The sequence below is a fragment of the Aliidiomarina sp. genome (assembly GCF_022565475.1).
Classification (GTDB): Bacteria; Pseudomonadota; Gammaproteobacteria; order Enterobacterales; family Alteromonadaceae; genus Aliidiomarina.
This window is the reverse complement of record NZ_JAIUMR010000003.1, coordinates 15,990-38,108: the sequence shown is the minus strand read 5'-3', so window position 1 is coordinate 38,108 and position 22,119 is coordinate 15,990. Positions and strand designations below refer to the sequence as shown.

25 protein-coding genes are annotated in these 22,119 nt (G+C 47.2%); 18 read left to right on the top strand and 7 right to left on the bottom strand.

All coding sequences use genetic code 11. The annotated features are described in order from the left end of the window. Positions 1-24 precede the first annotated feature (24 nt). The 3 genes from LAT77_RS03535 to LAT77_RS03525 all read left to right on the top strand — a co-directional run bounded on the left by LAT77_RS03535 (position 25) and on the right by LAT77_RS03525 (position 2,555). The gene (locus LAT77_RS03535) at positions 25-696 is read left to right on the top strand and encodes an NADPH-dependent FMN reductase (protein ID WP_290563169.1); all 672 of its coding nucleotides are present in this window, start codon (positions 25-27) and stop codon (positions 694-696) included. Positions 697-808: 112 nt separating this feature from the next. Further along, on the top strand, positions 809-1,870 hold the full coding sequence (gene arsB / locus LAT77_RS03530; protein WP_290563400.1) for an ACR3 family arsenite efflux transporter: 1,062 nt from the start codon (positions 809-811) through the stop codon (positions 1,868-1,870). 37 nt (positions 1,871-1,907) lie between these two features. Beyond that, a complete protein-coding gene (locus LAT77_RS03525; RefSeq protein ID WP_290563168.1) occupies positions 1,908-2,555 on the top strand; it encodes a DUF2959 domain-containing protein in 648 nt (215 codons plus the stop codon). A 54-nt stretch (positions 2,556-2,609) separates the two neighbouring features. Here LAT77_RS03525 and arsJ read toward each other — a convergent pair whose 3' ends face one another. Genes arsJ through LAT77_RS03510 form a run of 3 tightly spaced genes read right to left on the bottom strand, consistent with a single transcriptional unit; the run spans position 2,610 to position 5,529 of the window. Beyond that, the gene (gene arsJ / locus LAT77_RS03520; RefSeq protein ID WP_290563167.1) at positions 2,610-3,806 is read right to left on the bottom strand and encodes an organoarsenical effux MFS transporter ArsJ; all 1,197 of its coding nucleotides are present in this window, start codon (positions 3,804-3,806) and stop codon (positions 2,610-2,612) included. Then, the gene (locus LAT77_RS03515; RefSeq protein ID WP_290563166.1) at positions 3,800-4,801 is read right to left on the bottom strand and encodes an ArsJ-associated glyceraldehyde-3-phosphate dehydrogenase; all 1,002 of its coding nucleotides are present in this window, start codon (positions 4,799-4,801) and stop codon (positions 3,800-3,802) included. The genes arsJ and LAT77_RS03515 overlap by 7 nt, the downstream gene beginning before the upstream one ends. Then, positions 4,786-5,529, bottom strand: coding sequence for a metalloregulator ArsR/SmtB family transcription factor (locus LAT77_RS03510; protein ID WP_290563165.1), 744 nt, complete (start codon positions 5,527-5,529; stop codon positions 4,786-4,788). The genes LAT77_RS03515 and LAT77_RS03510 overlap by 16 nt, the downstream gene beginning before the upstream one ends. 149 nt (positions 5,530-5,678) lie before the next feature. On the opposite strand from LAT77_RS03510, the gene LAT77_RS03505 reads away from it, so the two are divergent. The 4 genes from LAT77_RS03505 to LAT77_RS03490 all read left to right on the top strand — a co-directional run bounded on the left by LAT77_RS03505 (position 5,679) and on the right by LAT77_RS03490 (position 8,507). Further along, entirely contained in the window at positions 5,679-6,545 is an 867-nt protein-coding gene (locus LAT77_RS03505) for a patatin family protein (RefSeq protein ID WP_290563164.1), read from the top strand. A gap of 117 nt (positions 6,546-6,662) precedes the next feature. Beyond that, positions 6,663-7,826 carry a dicarboxylate/amino acid:cation symporter gene (locus LAT77_RS03500; RefSeq protein ID WP_290563163.1) on the top strand — a complete coding sequence of 388 codons (1,164 nt, stop codon included), beginning with the start codon at positions 6,663-6,665 and terminating at the stop codon, positions 7,824-7,826. Next, positions 7,813-8,256: a hypothetical protein gene (locus LAT77_RS03495; RefSeq protein WP_290563162.1), complete on the top strand. Its 444-nt coding sequence runs from the start codon at positions 7,813-7,815 to the stop codon at positions 8,254-8,256. The genes LAT77_RS03500 and LAT77_RS03495 overlap by 14 nt, the downstream gene beginning before the upstream one ends. After that, complete coding sequence (locus tag LAT77_RS03490) at positions 8,253-8,507, top strand: hypothetical protein (protein ID WP_290563161.1); 255 nt, start codon at positions 8,253-8,255, stop codon at positions 8,505-8,507. The genes LAT77_RS03495 and LAT77_RS03490 overlap by 4 nt, the downstream gene beginning before the upstream one ends. A gap of 13 nt (positions 8,508-8,520) precedes the next feature. Here the strand turns inward: LAT77_RS03490 and LAT77_RS03485 are convergent, their stop codons facing one another. From LAT77_RS03485 to LAT77_RS03470, 4 genes are all read right to left on the bottom strand, one after another. Beyond that, complete coding sequence (locus LAT77_RS03485) at positions 8,521-8,955, bottom strand: hypothetical protein (protein ID WP_290563160.1); 435 nt, start codon at positions 8,953-8,955, stop codon at positions 8,521-8,523. Positions 8,956-8,964: 9 nt separating this feature from the next. Further along, positions 8,965-9,333 (bottom strand): TraR/DksA C4-type zinc finger protein, encoded by a 369-nt coding sequence (locus tag LAT77_RS03480; RefSeq protein WP_290563159.1) that lies wholly within the window; start codon positions 9,331-9,333, stop codon positions 8,965-8,967. Between the two features lie 78 nt (positions 9,334-9,411). Then, positions 9,412-10,263: a universal stress protein gene (locus LAT77_RS03475; protein WP_290563158.1), complete on the bottom strand. Its 852-nt coding sequence runs from the start codon at positions 10,261-10,263 to the stop codon at positions 9,412-9,414. A 15-nt stretch (positions 10,264-10,278) separates the two neighbouring features. Further along, on the bottom strand, positions 10,279-11,757 hold the full coding sequence (locus LAT77_RS03470) for a SulP family inorganic anion transporter (protein ID WP_290563157.1): 1,479 nt from the start codon (positions 11,755-11,757) through the stop codon (positions 10,279-10,281). A 523-nt stretch (positions 11,758-12,280) separates the two neighbouring features. Here LAT77_RS03470 and LAT77_RS03465 point away from each other — a divergent pair. From LAT77_RS03465 to atpA, 11 genes are all read left to right on the top strand, one after another. Continuing rightward, the gene (locus tag LAT77_RS03465) at positions 12,281-12,724 is read left to right on the top strand and encodes a flavodoxin domain-containing protein (protein WP_290563156.1); all 444 of its coding nucleotides are present in this window, start codon (positions 12,281-12,283) and stop codon (positions 12,722-12,724) included. A gap of 607 nt (positions 12,725-13,331) precedes the next feature. Next, a complete protein-coding gene (gene mnmG / locus LAT77_RS03460; protein ID WP_290563155.1) occupies positions 13,332-15,236 on the top strand; it encodes a tRNA uridine-5-carboxymethylaminomethyl(34) synthesis enzyme MnmG in 1,905 nt (634 codons plus the stop codon). Between the two features lie 173 nt (positions 15,237-15,409). Next, on the top strand, positions 15,410-16,027 hold the full coding sequence (gene rsmG / locus LAT77_RS03455) for a 16S rRNA (guanine(527)-N(7))-methyltransferase RsmG (protein ID WP_290563399.1): 618 nt from the start codon (positions 15,410-15,412) through the stop codon (positions 16,025-16,027). Positions 16,028-16,049: 22 nt separating this feature from the next. After that, a complete protein-coding gene (locus LAT77_RS03450) occupies positions 16,050-16,829 on the top strand; it encodes a ParA family protein (protein WP_290563154.1) in 780 nt (259 codons plus the stop codon). A 12-nt stretch (positions 16,830-16,841) separates the two neighbouring features. After that, positions 16,842-17,723, top strand: a complete 882-nt coding sequence (locus LAT77_RS03445; RefSeq protein ID WP_290563153.1) for a ParB/RepB/Spo0J family partition protein — start codon at positions 16,842-16,844, stop codon at positions 17,721-17,723. Between the two features lie 207 nt (positions 17,724-17,930). Beyond that, positions 17,931-18,332, top strand: coding sequence for an ATP synthase subunit I (locus LAT77_RS03440; RefSeq protein ID WP_290563152.1), 402 nt, complete (start codon positions 17,931-17,933; stop codon positions 18,330-18,332). Between the two features lie 12 nt (positions 18,333-18,344). Continuing rightward, positions 18,345-19,190 (top strand): F0F1 ATP synthase subunit A, encoded by an 846-nt coding sequence (gene atpB, locus LAT77_RS03435; protein WP_290563151.1) that lies wholly within the window; start codon positions 18,345-18,347, stop codon positions 19,188-19,190. A gap of 54 nt (positions 19,191-19,244) precedes the next feature. Beyond that, the gene (gene atpE, locus LAT77_RS03430) at positions 19,245-19,487 is read left to right on the top strand and encodes a F0F1 ATP synthase subunit C (RefSeq protein WP_126793262.1); all 243 of its coding nucleotides are present in this window, start codon (positions 19,245-19,247) and stop codon (positions 19,485-19,487) included. A gap of 41 nt (positions 19,488-19,528) precedes the next feature. Next, positions 19,529-19,999, top strand: coding sequence for a F0F1 ATP synthase subunit B (atpF, locus tag LAT77_RS03425; protein WP_290563150.1), 471 nt, complete (start codon positions 19,529-19,531; stop codon positions 19,997-19,999). 16 nt (positions 20,000-20,015) lie between these two features. Continuing rightward, a complete protein-coding gene (gene atpH, locus LAT77_RS03420; RefSeq protein WP_290563149.1) occupies positions 20,016-20,549 on the top strand; it encodes a F0F1 ATP synthase subunit delta in 534 nt (177 codons plus the stop codon). 14 nt (positions 20,550-20,563) lie between these two features. Continuing rightward, positions 20,564-22,105, top strand: coding sequence for a F0F1 ATP synthase subunit alpha (atpA, locus tag LAT77_RS03415; protein ID WP_290563148.1), 1,542 nt, complete (start codon positions 20,564-20,566; stop codon positions 22,103-22,105). The last annotated feature ends 14 nt before the right edge of the window (positions 22,106-22,119 follow it).

Genomic DNA, 22,119 nt, shown 5'->3' with positions numbered 1-22,119 from the left:
TAACAAAGCGAAAAGGTAGGCCCAATGAACATTTTAATTTTTTTAGGCAGTGTTCGCGAAAGTACACCGCCTCGCCCGGCTCGCTTAGGTGAACGTGTTGCATTTGCCTGTAAGCGGATATTAAAAGCCAATTTCCCGAACAGCCGCATTGAAGTCATTGACCCACTTGACGTGAAACTAGAGCCTGTATTCAAGCCGCATTTTTCTTATTCAAGCCAGACTGTGCCTGACGCACTGAGTAAGTTAGCTGATAAAATTTCAGCTGCAGACGCTTATGTAATGATTAGCCCAGAATATAATCACTCAATGAGTCCAGCGCTCGCCAACCTACTTAACCATTTCGGTGCCTCACTTTTCTCATACAAACCAAGTGCAATTGTCACGTATTCAGCGGGTCAATGGGGTGGCGCTCGGGCCGCTGTGAACATGCGGACATTCTTAAGTGAACTTGGTTGTTTACCGGTTTCAGCGATGATCCACCTTCCGAAGGCACAAGAGGTGTTCAACGATCAAGGTGACTATCTGGCAACTGTGCATGATACCGAACGTTGGGATAGCTACCTGAACCGTACTTTCTTACAATTGCAGTGGTGGAGCGAAGCAGCAAGCAACCAACGCCAAGCAAAAGATCCACACCAATTGATTGATAACTTTAAACAAAGTCCGAGCCAACGTAATGCGCCAGAGAAAAACTAAAGCATCGATTCGTTCCTAAAGCCCTCTGAAACTTTTAATTTACGCTTTGCACTGAGAAACAGGAGTACTGCACATGACCAAGGTTGATCAAGCACCATCCACTGCCGAAGGCATGGGCCTATTTGAGCGTTTCCTCTCAGTTTGGGTGGCTTTAGCGATTGTTGCTGGCGTTTTAATTGGTCAATTTGCCCCGAGTGTGCCAGAAACACTGTCGCGCTTTGAATATGCGCAGGTATCCATTCCGGTGGCGATCCTGATTTGGGCGATGATTTTCCCGATGATGTTGCAAATCGACTTTGCCTCGATTAAAGGTGTGCGTCGACAACCGAAGGGATTAGTCATTACCACCACGGTGAACTGGCTGATTAAACCATTTACCATGTTTGCCGTGGCTTGGTTTTTCTTTATGGTCGTATTTGAGCCTCTGTTGCCCGCTGCGACTGCCCGCGAATACTTAGCGGGTGCTATTTTGCTTGGCGCGGCGCCGTGTACCGCTATGGTATTTGTCTGGAGCTATCTAACCCGTGGTGATGCCGCCTACACGCTGGTACAAGTCGCGCTCAATGATCTGATTATGTTGGTGGCATTTGCGCCGATTGTCGTCTTACTGCTGGGAATTTCGAATATTCAAGTGCCGTGGGACACGGTGCTACTCTCGGTCTTGTTGTACATCGTTATTCCGCTGACTGCTGGCTACTTGGTGCGCAAAAGTATGATCAAGCGTCATGGTTTAGACTGGTTTCAAAATGTGTTTCTCAAACGCGTTGGCCCAATAACTCCAATCGGCTTAATCATCACTCTAGTTTTGCTTTTTGCATTTCAAGGCGACGTCATTCTGTCGAACCCTCTACACATTGCTTTAATTGCTGTGCCCTTGATTATTCAAACCATCTTAATCTTTGCTATCGCTTACGGTTGGGCGAAACTTTGGCGGGTACCGCATTGCGTTGCCGCACCAGCGGGTATGATAGGCGCAAGCAACTTCTTTGAACTCGCCGTTGCTGTTGCAATTGCCCTCTTTGGTCTGCAGTCGGGTGCGGCACTGGCAACCGTTGTTGGTGTCTTAGTCGAAGTGCCGCTCATGCTGGCGTTAGTCCGGTTTGCGAACAAAACGCGGGGCTACTTTCCTGACGAGCAACCAAAAACCGTGGCTTCATCACAAAACCGACTATAGTTAACTGTAGTCCAGTCGCAACACTACGGAGCGTGCTATGCGAACCACACAGATAGTCATTCTTACAGCACTGGTCTTGACACTCAGTGCCTGTAGCAGCGTTTACTACAACACGATGGAGCGCTTTGGTTATGAAAAGCGTGACATCCTCGTCAGCCGCGTCGAAAATGCACGCGACGCGCAGGCGGATGCGCAAGAAACCTTTGCCAATGCGCTGGAGCAGTTTCAGTCGGTTGTAAATGTGCCGGAAAGTGAGCTTTCTCGCACCTACAACAACTTGTCGCGCGCTTATGATCAAAGCAAAGATTCTGCAGACCGTGTCAGTCAGCGCATTCGGGATATTGAAACCGTGGCTCGCGATCTCTTTCGCGAATGGGAGCGAGAACTGCGTGAATACAGTAGCGACAGTTTACGCCGCCAAAGCGAACAGCAGCTTCGCGATACCGAGCGTCAGTACGACACCTTAATCCAGCAAATGCGTCGCGCAGAATCGCGCATGGAGCCGGTTTTGACCGCCTTTAACGATCAAGTGTTGTTCCTGAAGCATAACCTCAACGCCCAAGCCATTGGTGCATTGCGTGGTGAATTAGGGCAAATTGAAAGCGATGTATCGTCGTTAATTAGTCAAATGCAAGAGGCCATTGCCGAGTCAGAAGCGTTCATAGCGCGTTTCCGTTCAGAATAAACAACAAAGCCCCGCGAGGGGCTTTGTTGTTTATTCTGAACGTGGTAAACCGAACTACTGCTCTCGTTGTGGTAAAGTTCGAATGGTCAGTGTCGACAGCGCCAGCATCACAGCGGATATCACCAAGCAGGCTTCCAGCCCCCATTGTAGATAGACCCAACCCGACAACACTGTGCCAAGCAAGCGGCCGCCCGCATTCGCCATATAATAGAAGCCAACATCTAAAGACACGCCGTCGGCACGCGAATAAGCCACAATCAAATAACTATGCAGTGACGAATTAACCGCAAATAAGACGCCAAAAATACCCAGCCCAATCATAATACTCGCGGCTACCGGTGCTTGCTGCCAAAGCGCTATGGCTAACAACAGCGGACTTAACGCTAACACCAAATTCCAACCGGCAGCTTGCTGCCGACCGACGCCGCTTGCCGTCAATTTTGGTGCTATACCTTGCACAAACCCATAACCAATGACCCACAGCGCCAAAAAGCTCCCCACTTGCCAGCTACTCCAACCGAGCTGGCTTGCAAGAAAAACTGGCAACGCCACCACAAACCACACGTCACGCGCGCCGAACAAGAAAAAACGCGCAAGCGACAAGCGGTTAATTGCGGAGCTCTTCGAAAAAAGCTCATTAAACTTCGGTTTGGCTTTCGCTTTGCCCGCGTCCTTTTTCAGAAAAACTAAACTACCCATCCAGACCGCAAGCAACATCAGTGCCATCGCCAATACCGCGCCTTGGAAGCCAAGTAAGGTTAATAGCAGTCCACCGAGGAAGAAACCGACGCCTTTTAAGGTGTTCTTGGAGCCCGTTAAAATCGCCACCCAACGATAAAGCTGACCTTGCTGTTGGTCGGGCACCAATAACTTAATGGTACTTTTAGCACTCATTTTATTCAGGTCTTTGGCAATGCCAGATATTGCTTGGGCGACCATGACCCAGGCGACCGTTAACCAAGCTGCGGGCACGAGTAACATGACCAAAGCTAAAATTTGCAAGCCCAAACCAATGTTCATGGTGCGATTCAAACCAAAGCGCGCGCCAAGATAGCCCCCAACCAAATTGGTGACCACCCCAAAGAACTCATAAAATACAAAGAGCATGGCGACTTCGAGCGCGTTGTAACCAAGCTGGTAAAAGTGGAGCACCACCAGCATGCGCAACGCGCCGTCCGTCAAGGTAAATGCCCAATAGTTACCGGTCACCAGCAAATATTGCCGAATAGCCGGTGACAGTTTTGCTAGCATCCAGCCACCTTCGCCATCAGTTCAACCGTGCGGTTCGCATAACCCCACTCATTGTCATACCATGCGTAAATTTTCACATGGGTGTCGTTAATGACTTTCGTCGACAGCGCGTCAACAATGCTCGAGCGTGGATCGGTTTTATAGTCCATGGACACGAGCGGACGCTCTTCGTAGCCAAGAATGCCTTTTAGCTCGCCATCAGCCGCAGCTTTCATCCAACCATTCACTTCTTCGGCGGTTGTTGCACGTTCAACCTCAAACACGCAATCGGTTAACGACGCATTGGCAAGCGGAACGCGCACGGCATGGCCATCAATTCGGCCTTTAAGCTCTGGGAAAATTTCAATAATAGCGGTTGCTGAACCCGTCGACGTTGGAATCAGGTTCATGCCACAGGCACGCGCTCGACGCAGGTCTTTATGTGGCGCGTCGAGAATACTTTGGGTATTGGTGAGGTCATGAATCGTGGTCATGGAACCATGTTTAATGCCGATATTTTCCATCAACACTTTCACCACCGGTGCCAAGCAGTTGGTGGTACAAGAGGCTGCGGTCACTATTGGGTGCTGGGCTGGGTCATATAAGTGATCGTTCACGCCCATCACCACATTCAATGCACCCGCTTCTTTCACTGGCGCCGAAACCACAACGCGTTTGACGCCCTGCTTCAGATAATCTTGCAAAATGGCAACCGTCTTCATCTTACCTGATGCTTCAAGGACCACATCACAGTCACTCCAATCGGTTTCGGCGATGGTCTTGTTTTGAGAAAAACGCATGGCTTGGCCATTCACCACAATCGACTGACCTTCCGCTCGCGCTTCGTGCTGCCAAATGCCGTGAACTGAGTCGAAATTCAATAAATGAGCAAACGTTTCTGCATGTCCGCCTGGGTCGTTAACCGCAACCACATTTAAGCTTGGGTGCTCTGCGAGAATACGCAGCGCTAAACGACCAATTCGTCCTAAACCATTAATACCTACGTTGACGGACATACTGACTCCTTCTCGGTTGTTTCAATAAATTGAGGGTTATGGGTGGCGCTAATTTGAATTACATGCCGCATCCAGTCGGGCATCGCCGGATTGAGCCGGTAATACACCCACCGCTCTTCCTTACGGTCAAGCAACAAACCGTATTCGCGCAGTTGCGCCAAATGCCGGGACACCTTTGGCTGTGACATGCCGGTGCGCTCAACCAAATCACAGACACATAATTCAGCAGACGCCACGAGATGCATCATCATGGTGAGGCGCAATGGGTCGGCCAGCACTTTAAAGAGCTCAGCGGGGCTATTAAACAGGTGCGGTTCGGATTGACGCTTGCGCAAAATCAGCAGAAACATGCGAATCCGCTCACTGAGCTCGTGCAGCGTCTGCTTAAATGCATTGGGGTTATTACTTTGCACCGGGTCAGGAAAGTCCCATGCAATGAAATTTTGCCCAGCGAAACTCGCTTGGCATTCGGTGCGAGCACGGTCACAGAGACTAATCACATAATCAAATTCACTCACGTTCACATCGTCGAGTGACTTTGATTGCAGCCCTTTTGTATCCAATTGAAAGTCTTGTAGCGCGGTCATAGCGCCGGCGGAAATCATGCCCGGCTCGGTTCCAGCACTCGCAACTTCAACGTCATCACCGCCAAATTGGCGCATCAATGCTTCGGCCATAATTGACCGCGCTGAATTCGCCGTACACAAAAATAATACTTTCGTCACCATACCCGAACACCATACATATGGAAAACCGTATATATAGTAAAACGAACCTCTTCTGAAAGCAATATTTCTCTAAACTCACTGGAAATAGCCGACATTAACCGCCATCATGAAATAAGATTGAATCGTCGTTTCGGTTGTAAGGAGGAGCTATGGCACGCAATGATCTCGACCACCACACCTTGGTTGTGGAAGGTGGTGCTATGCGTGGCATCTTTGCCGCTGGTGTGCTCGATGCCTTCATCGACGAAAACTTCTATCCATTTCAACACGTCATTGGTGTTTCCGCAGGCTCCACCAATGCCATCGGATATTTGTCCGGCGCGCGCAAACGAAGTTACCGAGTTATCACTGACCACGCCCGCCGCGACGAATTTATGAATATTCGTCGTTACTTAAAAGGCGGTCATTTTTGCGACGTTAGTTGGCTTTGGCATACCTCGGTCGCCGAATTACCGATGGATCTTGAGCGCTTTAAAACTCGAGGTATCCCTTTAACCGTGGTGACCACCAGTATTGTCACTGGCAAGCCGTGTTACCACTTGGTCGATGAAGAGAATATGAACGACTTGTTTCCCGCATCCTGTGCGATGCCTGTGGTGTTTCGCGACTTTCCGCCGATTAACGACGAACCCATGACCGACGGTGGACTGGCGGATTCAATTCCGGTGATTCACGCCTATGAGCAAGGCGCGCGTCGTCTTACGGTGATCCTGTCGCAGCCACTGGGCTTCAAGAAGAAACCCGCTCGTTTTCCGAATCTACTGAAACCGCTGTTCGCTGATTATCCGGCCTTATTCGATGCAGTTACACGCAGAACGGATCAATATAATGCCGCGCTGGACTTTATTGCGACTCCTCCTGATGATTGTCAAATTAATATTATCGCGCCACCACAAAACTTTCCGGTGTCACGCTTCACAACCGACCTAGATTCATTAAACATGGGTTATGCCCAAGGCTTGAATGCGGGTGCCCGATTTATTGCCGAATCGCTTGTTCGTCAACCGCTGCGCTAGCGGTGACGCAGACCTCACCTGAATAAAGGATTGTGCTATTATCGCGCTCAAGGTAACGTAAGAAAGCAGCTACATTCTAATCCGCTTATTAGCGAATAATAACAACGAGACATCATCATGGGACTAATATTAAAACTGCTCGCGGGTATTGTACTCGGTACCTTTATCGGGCTGTACACGCCGCACTGGGTCGGTAATCTCTTAATCACCTTTAAGGTACTGTTTGGACAATTACTCTTCTTCACCATCCCACTACTCATTTTGTTTTTTATTACCAGTGGTATTGCAAGTTTGCCGCAAAACTCTGGGAAATTACTCGGACGAACGTTGGGGATCGCCTATTTATCGACGATAATCGCCGGTATTGTCGCTTTTTTTGCCGCTGCACTCGTCGTGCCCATGTTAGCAACTGAGTCGACCGAAGTAGCAGGTTTAGTCGGTACGACCCTAACGCCTTATATCGAACTGAATATTCCTCCACTGTTTAACGTCATGACCGCACTAGCCTTAGCATTCATTTTTGGTTTAGGTATTGCTGCGACTCAAGCGCAACAACTCAAGAGCCTGTCTGATCAAGGCCGTGACATTATTGAGTTGCTGCTCGTCAATGTGATTATCCCATTGTTACCGTTTTATATTGCCGGTGTTTTCGCTGAAATGGCCGCAGCAGGGACGGTGTTTACGACCCTGAAAACCTTCGGCATTATTCTCATCCTGGCCATCAGCTTACATTGGATTTATATCGTTTCCATGTTTGTGATTGCCGGCATGAAAGCCGGTGTTTCGCCTGTCCGATTAATCAAAAACATGTTGCCTGCTTACTTCACTGCACTCGGCACCATGTCGAGCGCGGCAACAATTCCGGTCACCTTGCAATGCGCTAAAAACAATGACGTTAATGAAGATGTGGCGAACTTTACCGTGCCCTTATGCGCAACGACGCATTTAGCGGGCTCCACCATTACGATCGTTAGCTGCACAGTTGCGGTGATGGTTTTACATGGTTCGTTAGCCATTCCATCATTCATTTCGGTGTTACCATTTATCCTCATGCTCGGTATTGTCATGCTTGCTGCACCCGGCGTTCCCGGTGGCGCAGTCATGTCGGCAGTCGGCCTACTCGGTTCGATGCTTGGCTTTGGTGAAACCGCCATTGCCTTGATGATTGCTCTGTATATGGCACAAGACAGTTTTGGTACTGCTTGTAATGTCACTGGCGACGGGGCCATCGCCTTATTAGTGAATGAAGCGGCGCCTACCACTGAGCATGAACCAAGCTAGCACTTCGGCCACGAAAGCAATTCGCCGCCCCTCGTTTCCTTGGGGGGTGGTTATTCTTTATGTTTTTATTGGCCCGATAATCGGCAATGCGGTCATCGCCTTGATCAGTGGTGCTACCTTGTTCACCACTGATTTATCCGCGCTAAATGACGTACTTTCAGGTATTTTCCTGTTTTTTATGATGGGCTTAATGTTCTGTCATTTGATGGGTGGCATTCAGGCGCTTTTATGTGGCGTCGCCGCTGCCTTATGGCAACGCAAACGTGGTCAGCTACCCTATTCAATCGCTGCTCTTTTCGGTGTCATTGTCGGTCTTGGTTTTATTTTCATTGTTACGCCAGACAGCTTCCCCATGTCATCTATTTTTATCGTAGTTCATGTCGTTGCTGTATTGGGCTGTAACTACCTTACTCGGAAGTCTAAATCATGACGTTTGAAATTCGTCAGTTGAGCTGGCACAAACGTCGGCGTCCCGGCAGTCAACCGAAACCAATTGCTGTCGAAGTGCCCGACTTTAAAAAAGAAGCCAATCACATGTGTCAGATCAGTGTCACATTTGATAACGGTGAAATTCTCGAAATGACCGGCAGGGTTTTACAAAACCCCGTCACCGGTGCTTGGTCAGTAAATGGTATTAATACCAGTGGCCAGAGTGTCTTTGCAAAATATGTAGAGGACTAATGTAAGTTGGTACTTACTTATCCTCTTTACTAGGTCTCTTAAGTGGTTCTTTATTGTAGTAGCGGCGAATCCAATTCATGCTTCGATACACGCTTTTTTGCGCGAGTAACCAACGTTCCACTAAATATTTTCCTGGCACATCGGAAACAATGATCGCGATTAGAATGGTCAGTAACCCTTGCCCAGGAAGAATGAGCATAATGCAGCCGGCGATAAATAAAACCAAGGCGAGCGCATTCCGCAAAACATAAAATAGCACCCGCGATGCATTCCAATGCCGTTCACGATGATGATGGCAAAAGTAATCGGAAGGCATCTTCACAATAAGCCAAGGAATAATAATCATCGAAGCGAGAGCCATGGTTAAACTCACTGAGGCAAACAGTGGCAAATACGGCTGAAATAGTTCGTAAACGAGTATCATCCAATCAGGCACATACTGTTTCAAGATACACTCCTAAGCGTCGCGTTTTTGCTCTCTCTCGGTCATGCATTCGAGACAATACAAGGTGGTAGGATCAAATGCCAATCGCTTTTCAGCGATTTTCTCTTCGCAATCAAGACATTCCCCAAAGGTTCCGCTAGCTATGCGATGTTCGGCAGCCGCGATAGCCTTGAGCATTAGTTCTCGCCGCCGTTTATTCGCTTGAGCCATTTGTTGACCTTGCATCGCGTCCATTCGAGACAAGCGTCCCACGCTTTGCTGATCAAGTATCACTGGTTTCTCCGCCTCACTCGCACTGCTCTCAATTTCTAACAGTTCATGACGCATCGCCTGTAGCTTTTGCTTAATTTGCTGCAAATCCATATATTGAGCCTTAGTCATGTAACAAAAAAACCCCAGCTCTCAACTTTACCGAAAAGAGACTGGGGTTTCATTGTTTCCGATTAACGAAACGTTAATTTAACGTAGAAGTAGTAACGGAATTTTGGTGCTTCTTAAGAGTTTGTTGGTATGACTACCGACGAAAAATTCACGAATACGCGAATGGCCATAAGCGCCCATAATCATCGCATCCATATGTTGCTCGTCCGCATAGGTCAGCAAAGAATCTTCAACTTCACCAGCTAACAATGCGGTAGTCACCGCAAACCCGTTTTCCTGTAACTTAGCTGCAGCTGAGTCAAGCTGAGCTTGATGGTCATTCGTTTCTGCCGCAACCATCACCACATGCACTGGAATACCGCTAAACAATGGGCTATTGGCGACCATATCAACCGCCTTTTTTGCCGTTGTCGAGTGGTCATACGCAATCATAATTTTTTGCGGTTCACGGAATTCGCCAGTCACGACCCAGGTCGGACGATGTAGAGCGCGAATCACGCGTTCAACTTGATGACCGATGTGTTGGCCAATGCCATTACCGCGTTTGCCCTGCCGGCCAATGACGAGCAATCGGGTCTCATCTTCAAGCTCAACTAAGGTATCAACTAAATCGCCATGGCGCTGACGCAACAAGGGTTCTGCAAAGTCATTGGCAATATGTTTTTGCGCTGCTTCTAAGAACATATGCCCTTGCTGGCGCGCTAACTTTGCGCGCCGCTCTTCAAGGTCAATAATTTCAGCTAACAAACGTTGCCGCTCGTCCATACCAATTTGACCACTAAAGTCGCTGGCATCATCCTGACGAGCATCATTTAAGACATTCAAAAGAACCAACGGAGTATTCATTCGCTTGGCCGACCAAGCTGCATAGTCAGCAACGGTGTCGCTCAGTGCAGAACCATCAATACATGCAATTGTATGTTGTGTCATATTCCGTATTCTCCCTTAATGTCCCATGAGGCGGTCGATAGCGTCTGGTTTGTCCGACACACCAAATTTATCGACAACGGTTGCGGTTGCTTTGTTCATACCAACCACGTCGACTTCAGCACCTTCTCGGCGGAACTTCAAAATTACTTTATCCAGTGCAGCTACCGAAGTAATGTCCCAAAAATGAGCGCGATCTAAATCAATAGTCACCTTATCAAGAGACTCTTTGAAGTCAAAGGATTCGACAAATTTTTCCGAGGACGTAAAGAATACCTGACCGATCACTTTATAAGTCCGGTGATTACCATCTTGCGAAACAGTTGAGCTAATGTGCATGTAATTGCCCACTTTTGCTGCAAAGAAAATGGCAGCCAACAACACACCAACAAACACGCCTATGGCCAAGTTATGCGTCCACACCACCACGACAACGGTGGCAATCATCACGATGTTGGTGCTCATCGGGTGCTCTTTCAAATCTTTAATCGACTGCCAACTAAAAGTACCAATCGAAACCATAATCATCACGGCAACCAGCGCAGCCATTGGGATTTTTGATACCCAATCCGACAAAAACACCACCATAAGAATTAACACAACGCCCGACGCAAACATCGACAAGCGACCACGACCACCTGATTTTATGTTAATAATCGACTGGCCTATCATGGCACAACCGGCCATACCGCCCATTAAGCCAGAACCAACATTCGCTATACCTTGTGCGCGACATTCTTTATTGCGATCGGATTTGGTGTCGGTTAAATCATCAACAATGGTTTGTGTCATCATTGACTCAAGCAAACCGACGACCGCCAACGGAATTGCGTACGGCAACACAATCATCAGCGTTTCAAGATTCAATGGTACATTTGGCCAGAGGAAAACCGGCAAGGAATCAGGTAGCTCCCCCATATCGCCGACGGTGCGCACATCAATTCCCATGTACATAACAAATGCTGTAATTAAAACAATGGCTATTAGAGGCGAAGGAACTGCTTTTGTGACGTATGGCAAGCCGTAAATAATCCCTAAACCTGCGGCGGTAAGCGCATATACATGCCAAGTAACATTTGTTAGTTCGGGTAGCTGCGCAAGGAAAATCAAGATAGCTAAGGCGTTCACAAAGCCGGTAACGACAGAGCGCGAGACAAAGCGCATCAGCGAGCCAAGCTTCAAAATGCCAAACAAAAATTGGATCACACCGGTGAGCAAGGTCGCAATTAATAAGTACTCTAATCCATGATCACGAACTAATGTCACCATTAATAAGGCCATTGCTCCCGTCGCAGCAGAAATTTGCCCGGGACGGCCGCCAACAAAGGCTGTAATTACGCAGATACAAAACGACGCATACAGACCAACTTTGGGGTCGACACCGGCGATAATTGAAAACGCAACCGCTTCAGGTATCAACGCTAAAGCAACCACGATTCCTGCAAGTACATCCCCTCGGATGTTCCCAAACCATTCTTTTTGCCACGTACCTATCATGACTTTCTCTCTTCTAACCTGAGGTGGATCCAACGACGTCTAAAGTAATTTTTATAAACAAACTTAATAACCATAGACGCAAAAACGAGAACTGAAAATTTTTCAACAAAAAAGCTGGAAGGTGGTCAACTCGTTCATTCAATAACGAGCGTACACTATCCAGTTACATCGATTTATCTACAGTTCAATGAATTATTGGCCTGAAACGGCCGATTAAGCATGTTTTAAATGACAAAAAGAGCCTAATCTGAGCATGAAAACCGCCAATGTGTGCAAAAAACACGCTAACATCACGGTTTCAAGGACGAGCATTCTAGGTATCTCTTGTTTAGTATTCAAGCTATTTTTTAACTTAAAACCGATTTAGCCTGCGAAACTTAGCCATAACCTAGTTTGAACCGTTATTATTTAACTTCTGTGGTCTTCGGTGTATCCCCTCCACCCAGCAGAACCAAACAGACGGCTTGCAGGTATTACCCTATATGTGGCTAAATTCGAGCATCACTTTATTGAAGGACACGTCATGAATATCCATATTCTCGTTGGCACGACATCGGGCAACACCGAATACCTCGCTGACCAATTACAAGGCGAGCTAACTTCTGAAGGCCATACCGTCGTCTTTCATGATCAACCTGATTACGCAAACGTTCCACAATCTGACTGTCTTTGGCTACTCTGTATTGCCACCCATGGTGCAGGTGAGTATGCAGATAGCATTGCGCCTTTCATGGAAACACTGCAAAGCGAGCAACCCAATTTAAGTGCACTCACGTTTGCCATTATCGCGGTCGGCGACTCAAGCTATGACACGTTCTGCCAGGCTGGACGAGATGCAGAGTCGTTACTTCTTGAGCTAAATGCCCAACAGATCGCCGAGCCATTGACGATCGATATGCTGTTAGAACTTGATCCCGAATCCACTGCAAGCGACTGGTTAGAGTCCTGGCGATCACAACGCAACTGAGCCAATTCGAAGCAATGAGTAAAAGTGGGGATAAAGTTATCCCCTTTTTAATGCCGTTAACAATCGCCAAATTGCTCACTTATTCGGATCTTATCCACAGCATACTCAGATCATTACTCACGCAGCGAACATTTTGGGGATAACTAGCGATCTTTCTTGTGATCGGATCCGGGGATAGATCTGGGGATAACTATCGATGTGTATAACCACGTACTTATACCACTGGTTATGCGCAAATAAGATCGCTGCTTATACACACCCAAACAGATCATCTAATGCTATGAAATTAAAGATTTATTTCGACATACTCACAGATCTTAAGCGAGCTAATAATAGAAATAATAAAAAGATCTTTAAAAAAATATAGATCTAATTAATACCATAGAACCCTAACCCACTCGGATCGCTACACGCGGTACTCGTTCCCATCACCAAAACCGCTACACTGCAAGAAACATCGAGTGTAAAAGGATTTTTAGTCACCAATAAAAGTGCTACAATAACCGGCTATACGATCGTCGACGAAGCCAGTTGATCCTTTTCCCATACACGATCAACTGCTTTTGACGACCCATTTAAGTACGATTCGATCGGAGTTCAGATCAAAATGGCAACAGATGCACGTTATGAAGTAATTGTGATTGGCGGTGGTCACGCTGGTACGGAAGCAGCACTTGCAGCTGCTCGTATGGGCCGACGCACCCTATTGATTACGCATAACATCGATACTTTAGGTCAAATGTCATGTAATCCAGCCATTGGTGGCATTGGTAAAGGGCATTTGGTTAAAGAAATCGACGCATTAGGCGGTATTATGGCTCGTGCAGCTGATCATGCCGGTATTCAGTTTCGTACTCTCAATGGTTCGAAAGGCCCAGCGGTTCGTGCGACTCGTGCTCAAGCCGATCGCGCTTTGTACAAAGCCTATATTCGCACTGCACTTGAGCAACAAGAAAATTTACAGATCTTTCAACAAGCAGCAGATGATCTGATCGTCACAGAAACCGCACTAGGTCCAAAAGTTGAAGGCGTCGTCACCCAAATGGGTTTGAAGTTTTATGCGCCGGCTATCGTTTTAACCACAGGAACCTTTCTCGGTGGTCAAATTCATATTGGTTTAAGCAACTACAGCGGTGGCCGCGCTGGCGATCCACCGTCCATCGCACTTGCTCGTCGATTACGGGAATTACCGCTACGTGTTGATCGCTTAAAAACCGGAACACCACCGCGTATTGACGCTAAATCCGTTGATTTTTCCGTCATGCAAGAGCAACCAGGCGACACACCGACCCCGGTTTTTTCCTATATGGGACGTGACGAAGATCACCCACAGCAAATTAGTTGCTACATCACCCACACGAACATCAATACCCATGACATCATTCGCAGTGGCTTAGATCGCTCACCTATGTATTCTGGCATCATCGAAGGTATTGGCCCGCGCTACTGCCCGTCGATTGAAGACAAAGTCGTACGTTTTGCTGACAAAGATTCACATCAAATCTTCGTTGAACCAGAAGGTTTAACTACCAATGAGCTTTACCCAAATGGTATTTCAACAAGCTTGCCATTTGATATTCAGCAAGCTCTTGTTCATTCCATTCGTGGTTTTGAAAATGCTCATATCACGCGACCGGGTTATGCGATCGAATATGATTTCTTCGATCCACGCGATCTCAAGCAGTCGTTAGAAACCAAGTACATTCAAGGCTTGTACTTTGCCGGTCAAATCAATGGTACCACCGGCTATGAAGAAGCGGGTGCTCAAGGCCTGATTGCCGGTGTCAACGCAGCCTTGGCCGTCACCGACCAAGAACCGTGGACACCGCGCCGTGAAGAGGCCTATACGGGCGTGCTTATTGACGATCTAGCAACGTTAGGTACGAAAGAACCGTATCGCATGTTTACTTCGCGAGCGGAATATCGTTTGTTGTTGCGTGAGGACAATGCCGACATTCGTCTTACCACCAAAGGACGTGAATTGGGCTTGATCGACGATCAACGTTGGGCTCGTTTTAACGAAAAAATGGAAGCGGTTGAGCAGGAACAACAGCGTTTGCGTTCAACTTGGGTGCATAAAGATCACCCAGCCGTTGAGCAAATTAACCCACTGTTGAAAACGCCAATTAGCAAAGAAGCGAGCTTAGAAGAGTTGTTACGTCGCCCAGAAGTGACTTATAACCAACTGATGGCCATTGAATCAATCGGTCCAGCTTTGACCGACACGCAAGCGGCTGAGCAAGTTGAAATTCAAGTGAAATATGCGGGTTATATCAAGCGTCAGGAAGAAGAAATAGCGAAAACGCGCCGTCATGAAAACACCAAATTGCCGGTCGATTTTAATTACGCCAGCATTTCTGGTTTGTCGAATGAAGTGATCGCTAAGTTATCCGAACATAAACCTGAAACCGTGGGTCAAGCTGCACGCATTTCTGGAATTACACCAGCGGCCATTTCCATGTTATTGGTCCATTTAAAGAAACAAGGTTTATTGCGAAAATCAGTCGCATAAGCAAAAAAATTCCGGCAAACTGTGGATAATTATCGATTTAGTGTTAATTCATCCACAGTTTAGTGTCTTAGCTGTACAAAAATATTAAAAACACCGTTTCTCCAATCCGAGATACATGCATAGAGCGATCACGAAGCGTTATGAGCAAGTCCACAGTTTTCCCAGCCGACCAATTGGCTGACCGTCTTTCTCAGTTATTGAAACAAACTGACTTGACGATAAGCACACAGCAACAACAGCAATTGATTCAATTGCTGGGTTTATTACATAAGTGGAATAAAGCTTACAATTTAACCTCAGTTCGTGACCCTGCAGATATGCTGATTCGGCATATTTTAGACAGTATTGTCGTCAGTCCCTATTTACATGGACAACGCATTATCGATGTTGGAACGGGCCCAGGACTACCCGGTTTACCGTTGGCAATCTGTAATCCGGACAAAGAATTTGTGCTGCTCGACAGCCTTGGCAAGCGGGTTAGCTTTATTCGTCAGGTGGTTCACGAATTGCAGCTAACGAACGTCACTCCAGTGTTAGCGCGGGTCCAAGACTATCACCCGGATCCAGGTTTTGATTCCGTGGTTAGTCGCGCATTTGCCTCACTTGCAGATATGTTGTCGTGGTGTCATCATTTGCCTTCTGCCAATGGCCGTTTTATCGCCCTAAAAGGGCTCGCAACGGACGAGGAATTGGCAGCGGTTGAATCGCCTTATCGAGTGTTAGCGATTCATGAACTCAAGGTACCAACACTCGAAGCCGCTCGTCATGTGGTTGAAATATCAGCCGAATAAAATAACAAATAGGTGAATTGACGTGGGAAAGGTCATCGCAATCGCAAACCAAAAAGGTGGCGTGGGTAAAACCACAACCGCTGTGAACTTGGCAGCATCCATGGCTGCTACCCGGCGTAAAGTGTTACTCATTGATCTTGATCCGCAAGGCAACGCGACCATGGGGAGTGGTGTCGATAAATATGACGTTCCAGCCACGGTTTACGATCTTTTAGTTGATGAAAAACCTGCTGCCAGCGTCATTCAAACCGAAACGAGTGGTAAATATCATCTTTTAGCGGCGAATGGTGATGTCACCGCCGCAGAAATAAAATTGATGGAAGTTTTTGCCCGCGAAACGCGCTTACGTCGAGCCCTTGAACCCGTGCGCGATTATTACGATTTTATTTTTATCGATTGCCCACCTTCGTTGAGCTTATTGACGGTCAATGCAATGGCAGCTGCCGACTCGGTGTTAGTCCCAATGCAATGCGAATATTATGCGCTGGAAGGTTTAACGGCGTTAATGGACACCATCGAGCAGCTAGCCAGTTTCGTTAATCCACAATTAAAAATCGAAGGTATTTTGCGTACCATGTACGATCCACGCAATCGCTTAGCGAACGATGTGTCCGAGCAATTGAAAAATTACTTTGGTGAACAAGTTTATCGAACCGTGATTCCACGTAACGTCCGCTTGGCTGAAGCGCCAAGTTTTGGCTCTCCAGCCATGTATTATGATAAAACGTCTTCAGGTTCAAAAGCTTATCTAGCGTTAGCGGGTGAAGTCATTCGTCGCGCAGAAACTGCGGCGACCGCATAAGAGGGACTAACTATGTCAGTGAAAAAACGAGGATTAGGACGCGGATTAGACGCACTGCTGACCAACAGCGCCAACGCAGCCACCCGTCATCAAAGCCAAACTGATGTGATGGAGGCCTTAGAAAAGGGCGAATTGCGCAAGTTACCCGTTGAGTTTTTACAGCCGGGTAAATATCAACCGCGTAAAGATATGGCGCCAGAAGCGCTTGAAGATCTTGCTAATTCCGTGAAGGCACAAGGCATTATCCAGCCGATTGTCGTTCGCCCAGTGTCTGAGCATCGTTTTGAAATTATTGCCGGTGAGCGTCGGTGGCGAGCTGCGCAACTTGCTGGTCTCGATACCGTTCCCTGTTTAGTCAAAGACGTTCCAGACGAAGCAGCCATCGCGATTGCCTTAATTGAAAATATTCAACGCGAAGATCTGAACCCGTTGGAAGAAGCCGTGGCCTTGCAACGCTTAATGGACGAATTTGAACTCACCCATCAAAGTGTCGCTGAAGCGGTCGGAAAGTCACGCACGACAGTGACTAACTTATTGCGCTTGATGCAGCTGAATGACGATGTAAAGGTACTACTTGAACGCGGCGACATTGAAACCGGTCATGCGAAAGTCCTCCTTGGCGTCAATGGTGATCTCCAGGATGAACTTGCACGCGTCATCGTTGCAAAAGGGCTCACCGTTCGCGAAGCTGAGCGTCTAGTGAATCAAGCCTTAAATCCAACCCAAAAAGAAGAAAAGAAACCTGATCCAGACGTACAGCAGTTAGAAAATTCATTGAGTGAACGTTTAGGAGCAAAGGTGGCGATTAGTCATAACCGTAAAGGCAAAGGTAAATTGGTGATTAACTATACCAGCCTTGATGAACTTGATGGAATTTTGCGCCATTTTTCTTAATTTCGATAAACTATCGGAGAATCAGGTAGTTTTGTTGAATAAAAGTAATTTGCCTGAATATATAAGGCGTAAAAGCCCGGCTTTAGTTGCAATTTAGTGGCAAAACTTTATAATCTGCGCAGTTTTTTTATGTTCAGTGCACAAACTGCTCAATGAATGAACTTTAGCAGTGTGTAAAGGCACTGAAATCCACCGGTTGGAATGGTCATGCTAGCACAGTCGAATCACCCGTTAACTCGGGCAGGACAGCAGCTTGCGCTAAGAACATTAGCCCTTCAACTTGGTGTCGGTTTCATCTTTGTCGTTATTTTTGGACTGCTGATGGCAGGTCCAGGAACCGTGTCAGCATTAGCTGGCGTCATCATTGCCTTGGTTCCTAACATAGTATTTTCAGCGTTGGCCTTTCGTTATGGCGGCGGACGTTTTGCACCAAGTGTCGTGCGTTATTTTTTTATAGCAGAAGCGGTAAAATGGCTCCTCGTTGTGAGCTTGTTGATTACCGCCTTTTTATTGCTATCTGGACCCTGGTTACCGCTGTTTGTAACCCTTTTGGTTCTCTTGCACGTACAGTGGTTGGCACCGATTCTTTTAAATTCAAAAACTAGTTAATTGGGTAATTACATGGCTGCAGAAGGAAATACCAGCATCCAAGGTTACATTAACCACCACCTTTCAGATATGACGATTGGTGAAGGTTTTATGGCCGTTAACGTGGGTGCACTCAGTGTCGCGATTATTCTTGGTTTCGTCTTTGTTCTTAGCTTTATGGTTGTTGGCCGTAAAGCAACAACAGGCGTTCCGGGTAAGTTTCAGTGTTTTGTGGAAATGATTATTGAGTTCATTGCGACCTCAGTAAAAGAAACATTCCACGTTAAAAACAAACTGATTGCTCCGATTGCTTTGACTATTTTCATGTGGATATTCTTAATGAACCTCATGAAATTGGTGCCAGTTGACTGGTTACCAGCGGTGTTTGGTGCTGTCGGTCTCCTGATTAATCCTGAAGCGATTAAGTACAATGTCGAAGGCTATTCGCTGCTTGAAAAGATCATGGCGCACCCATGGAGCTACATGACCATCGCACCAACGACCGACATCAACATTACGATGGGTCTGGCGTTAGGCGTCTTTTTCTTAATCGTCGGTTACTCGATTGCCTTTAAAGGTATCGGTGGCTTCATCAAAGAGCTAAGTTTTACACCGTTCAATCACTGGGCCTTGATACCGTTTAACTTGGTTCTCGAGCTCGTAACCTTAATTTCAAAGCCAGTGTCGTTAGGTCTTCGTTTGTTCGGAAACCTCTATGCCGGTGAAGTTATCTTTATCTTGATCGCGCTGGTCGGGTTGTATCAGTTACCACTGCATTTTGCGTGGGCGGTGTTCCATATTTTGGTTATTGTGTTGCAGGCGTTCTTGTTCATGATGTTAACCATCGTGTACTTGAGTATGGCAGCAGAAGACCATTAATAAACCATCAATTTTTTTACATTAACTTTAACTTTTAAAATTGGAGAAAACCCAATGGCAATTGAAACTGCAACATTATTCGCTGTAGCTATCATCCTGAGCGTTGCTGCTTTAGCAACTGCGATCTCTTTCGCAATCATGGGTGGTAAGTTCTTAGAAGCTACTGCTCGTCAGCCTGAAATGGCTTCTCAGCTACAGACTAAAATGTTCATCCTTGCTGGTCTTATCGATGCTATCGCGATGATCGGTGTTGGTATCGCATTGTTGCTTTTATTCGCAAACCCGTTCATCGGTTAATCAAGCACAATCGTCGATCACCAACTTAGAGGAGGGTTGTTGTGGATATTAACTTCACCCTTATAGGTCAATCGATTGCGTTTGCGTTCTTCGTGTGGTTCACCATGAAATTTGTGTGGCCACCGTTGAATAATGCGATTGAAGAGCGTCAGAAGAAAATTGCTGACGGTCTTGCCGCTTCTGAACAAGCGAATCAAGACCTTGAAGTCGCTCGTGCAAAAGCCGACGAAGAGCTCAAAGCTGCGAAGTTACAAGCAGCTGAATTAATCGACCAAGCCAAAAAACGTGCGGCGAAGTTGGTTGAAGAAGAGACTCAACGTGGTCACGCTGAGCGCGAAAAAATTATTGCTTCCGGTTATGCCGAAGTGGAAGCCGAGCGTACTCGTGTTCGTGAAGAACTCCGCAAGAAAGTTGCCTTCTTGGCAATTGCTGGTGCAGAGAAAATCATTGAACGTGAGGTCGATGCACAGAAGCAAAGCGACATTGTTGAAAAACTTGTCGCTGAACTGTAATCACGGGGGTTGAGCTATGTCCGAATATACAACGGTCGCTCGCCCCTATGCTAAAGCAGCTTTTGATTTTGCTGTTGAGCAAGGTGCGTTAGACAAATGGCATGGTATGTTAGCGTTCGCAACGGAAGTTGTTGAAAATGCTGACATCGTGACCTTTTTAAATGGTGCGTCAAGCCTCGCTCATCAAAGTGACGTTTTTATCGGGATTTGCGGTGAGCAACTCGATACCAATGGCCAGAACTTAATCAAAGTAATGGCGACCAATGAACGCTTGAAGGCTCTTCCGGAAGTACTGCGGTTATTCGCAGACATGCGACAAGAGTACGAGAAAGAGGTTACCGTTGAAGTCACTTCAGCGATGGACCTCAACGACGCCCAAAAGGCGAAGTTAAGCGCAGCGTTGGAAAAACGTCTTGAACGCAAAGTTAAGCTCAATTGCAGTGTTGAACCGTCTATTGTTGGCGGTTTGCTGATCCAAGCCGGTGACATGGTCATCGACAATACGTTAAGAAGCCAGCTCAAGCGCTTAGCTTCTTCACTGCAATCATAATCGGGGACGAGAGCATGCAACTGAATTCAAATGAAATTGCAGAACTGATCAAACAGCGTATTGAGCAGTTCGAAGTTGTCAGTGAAGCTCGCAATGAAGGCACCATCACTGCTGTAACAGACGGTATCATCCGGGTCACCGGTTTGGCTGACTGTATGCAGGGGGAGATGATCGAGCTTCCTGGAAATCGCTATGCAATCGCACTTAACCTTGAGCGCGACTCTGTAGGTGCGGTTGTAATGGGTCCATACGGTGACCTGCAAGAAGGTATTAAAGTCAAATCAACGGGTCGGATCCTGGAAGTTCCAGTGGGCCGTGCCCTACTTGGCCGTGTTGTGAACACGCTAGGTATGCCAATCGACGGTAAAGGCGCAATTGATGCTGACGGTTTTGAGCCGGTAGAGAAAATTGCACCGGGCGTAATCGAGCGTCAATCAGTTGATCAACCAGTACAAACTGGTTACAAATCAATTGACGCCATGATTCCAATCGGTCGTGGTCAGCGTGAGTTGATCATCGGTGACCGTCAGACCGGTAAAACAGCGATGGCCGTTGACGCCATCATCAACCAGAAAGATTCAGGCATTAAGTGTGTCTACGTTGCAATCGGTCAGAAAGCGTCGACCATCGCCAACGTCGTCCGTAAGCTTGAAGAGCACGGCGCCTTAGCGCACACCATTATTGTTGCAGCGTCGGCCTCTGAGTCAGCAGCGCTTCAGTATTTGGCTGCTTATTCTGGTTGTACCATGGGTGAATACTTCCGTGACCGCGGTGAAGACGCGCTAATCGTGTATGATGATTTGTCGAAGCAAGCCGTTGCTTACCGTCAAATCTCATTGCTACTGCGTCGTCCACCAGGACGTGAAGCATTCCCAGGTGACGTTTTCTATTTACACTCGCGCTTGCTAGAGCGTGCTGCGCGTGTAAACGCTGACTACGTAGAAAAGTTCACTAACGGTGAAGTGAAAGGTAAAACCGGTTCTTTAACTGCGTTACCAATCATTGAAACCCAAGCAGGTGACGTTTCTGCGTTCGTACCAACCAACGTAATCTCGATTACTGACGGTCAGATCTTCTTAGAAACTGACTTGTTTAACGCGGGTATTCGCCCAGCTGTTAACGCCGGTATTTCGGTATCGCGGGTAGGTGGTGCAGCTCAGACTAAGATCATCAAGAAGCTTGGTGGCGGTATTCGTCTTGCATTGGCTCAGTATCGTGAACTTGCAGCGTTTGCTCAGTTCGCATCTGATCTCGACGAAGCCACACGTGCCCAGCTTGAGCATGGTCAGCGTGTTACCGAGTTGATGAAACAAAACCAATATGCGCCAATGAGCGTTGCGAACATGGCCGTGTCTATCTTCGCAGCCGAAAAAGGTTTCTTGAAAGGTGTTGAAATCGCTAAGATTCAATCTTTCGAGTCTGCTTTGCTGGAGTACTTTAACAGCGAGCACGCCGACCTCATGGCGAAAATTAATGAAACAGGCGATTACAACGGCGATATCGAAGCTGAAATCAAAGCAGGTATCACCAAGTTCAAAGAAACACAGAGTTTCTAAGAGCCGGGCCGCAG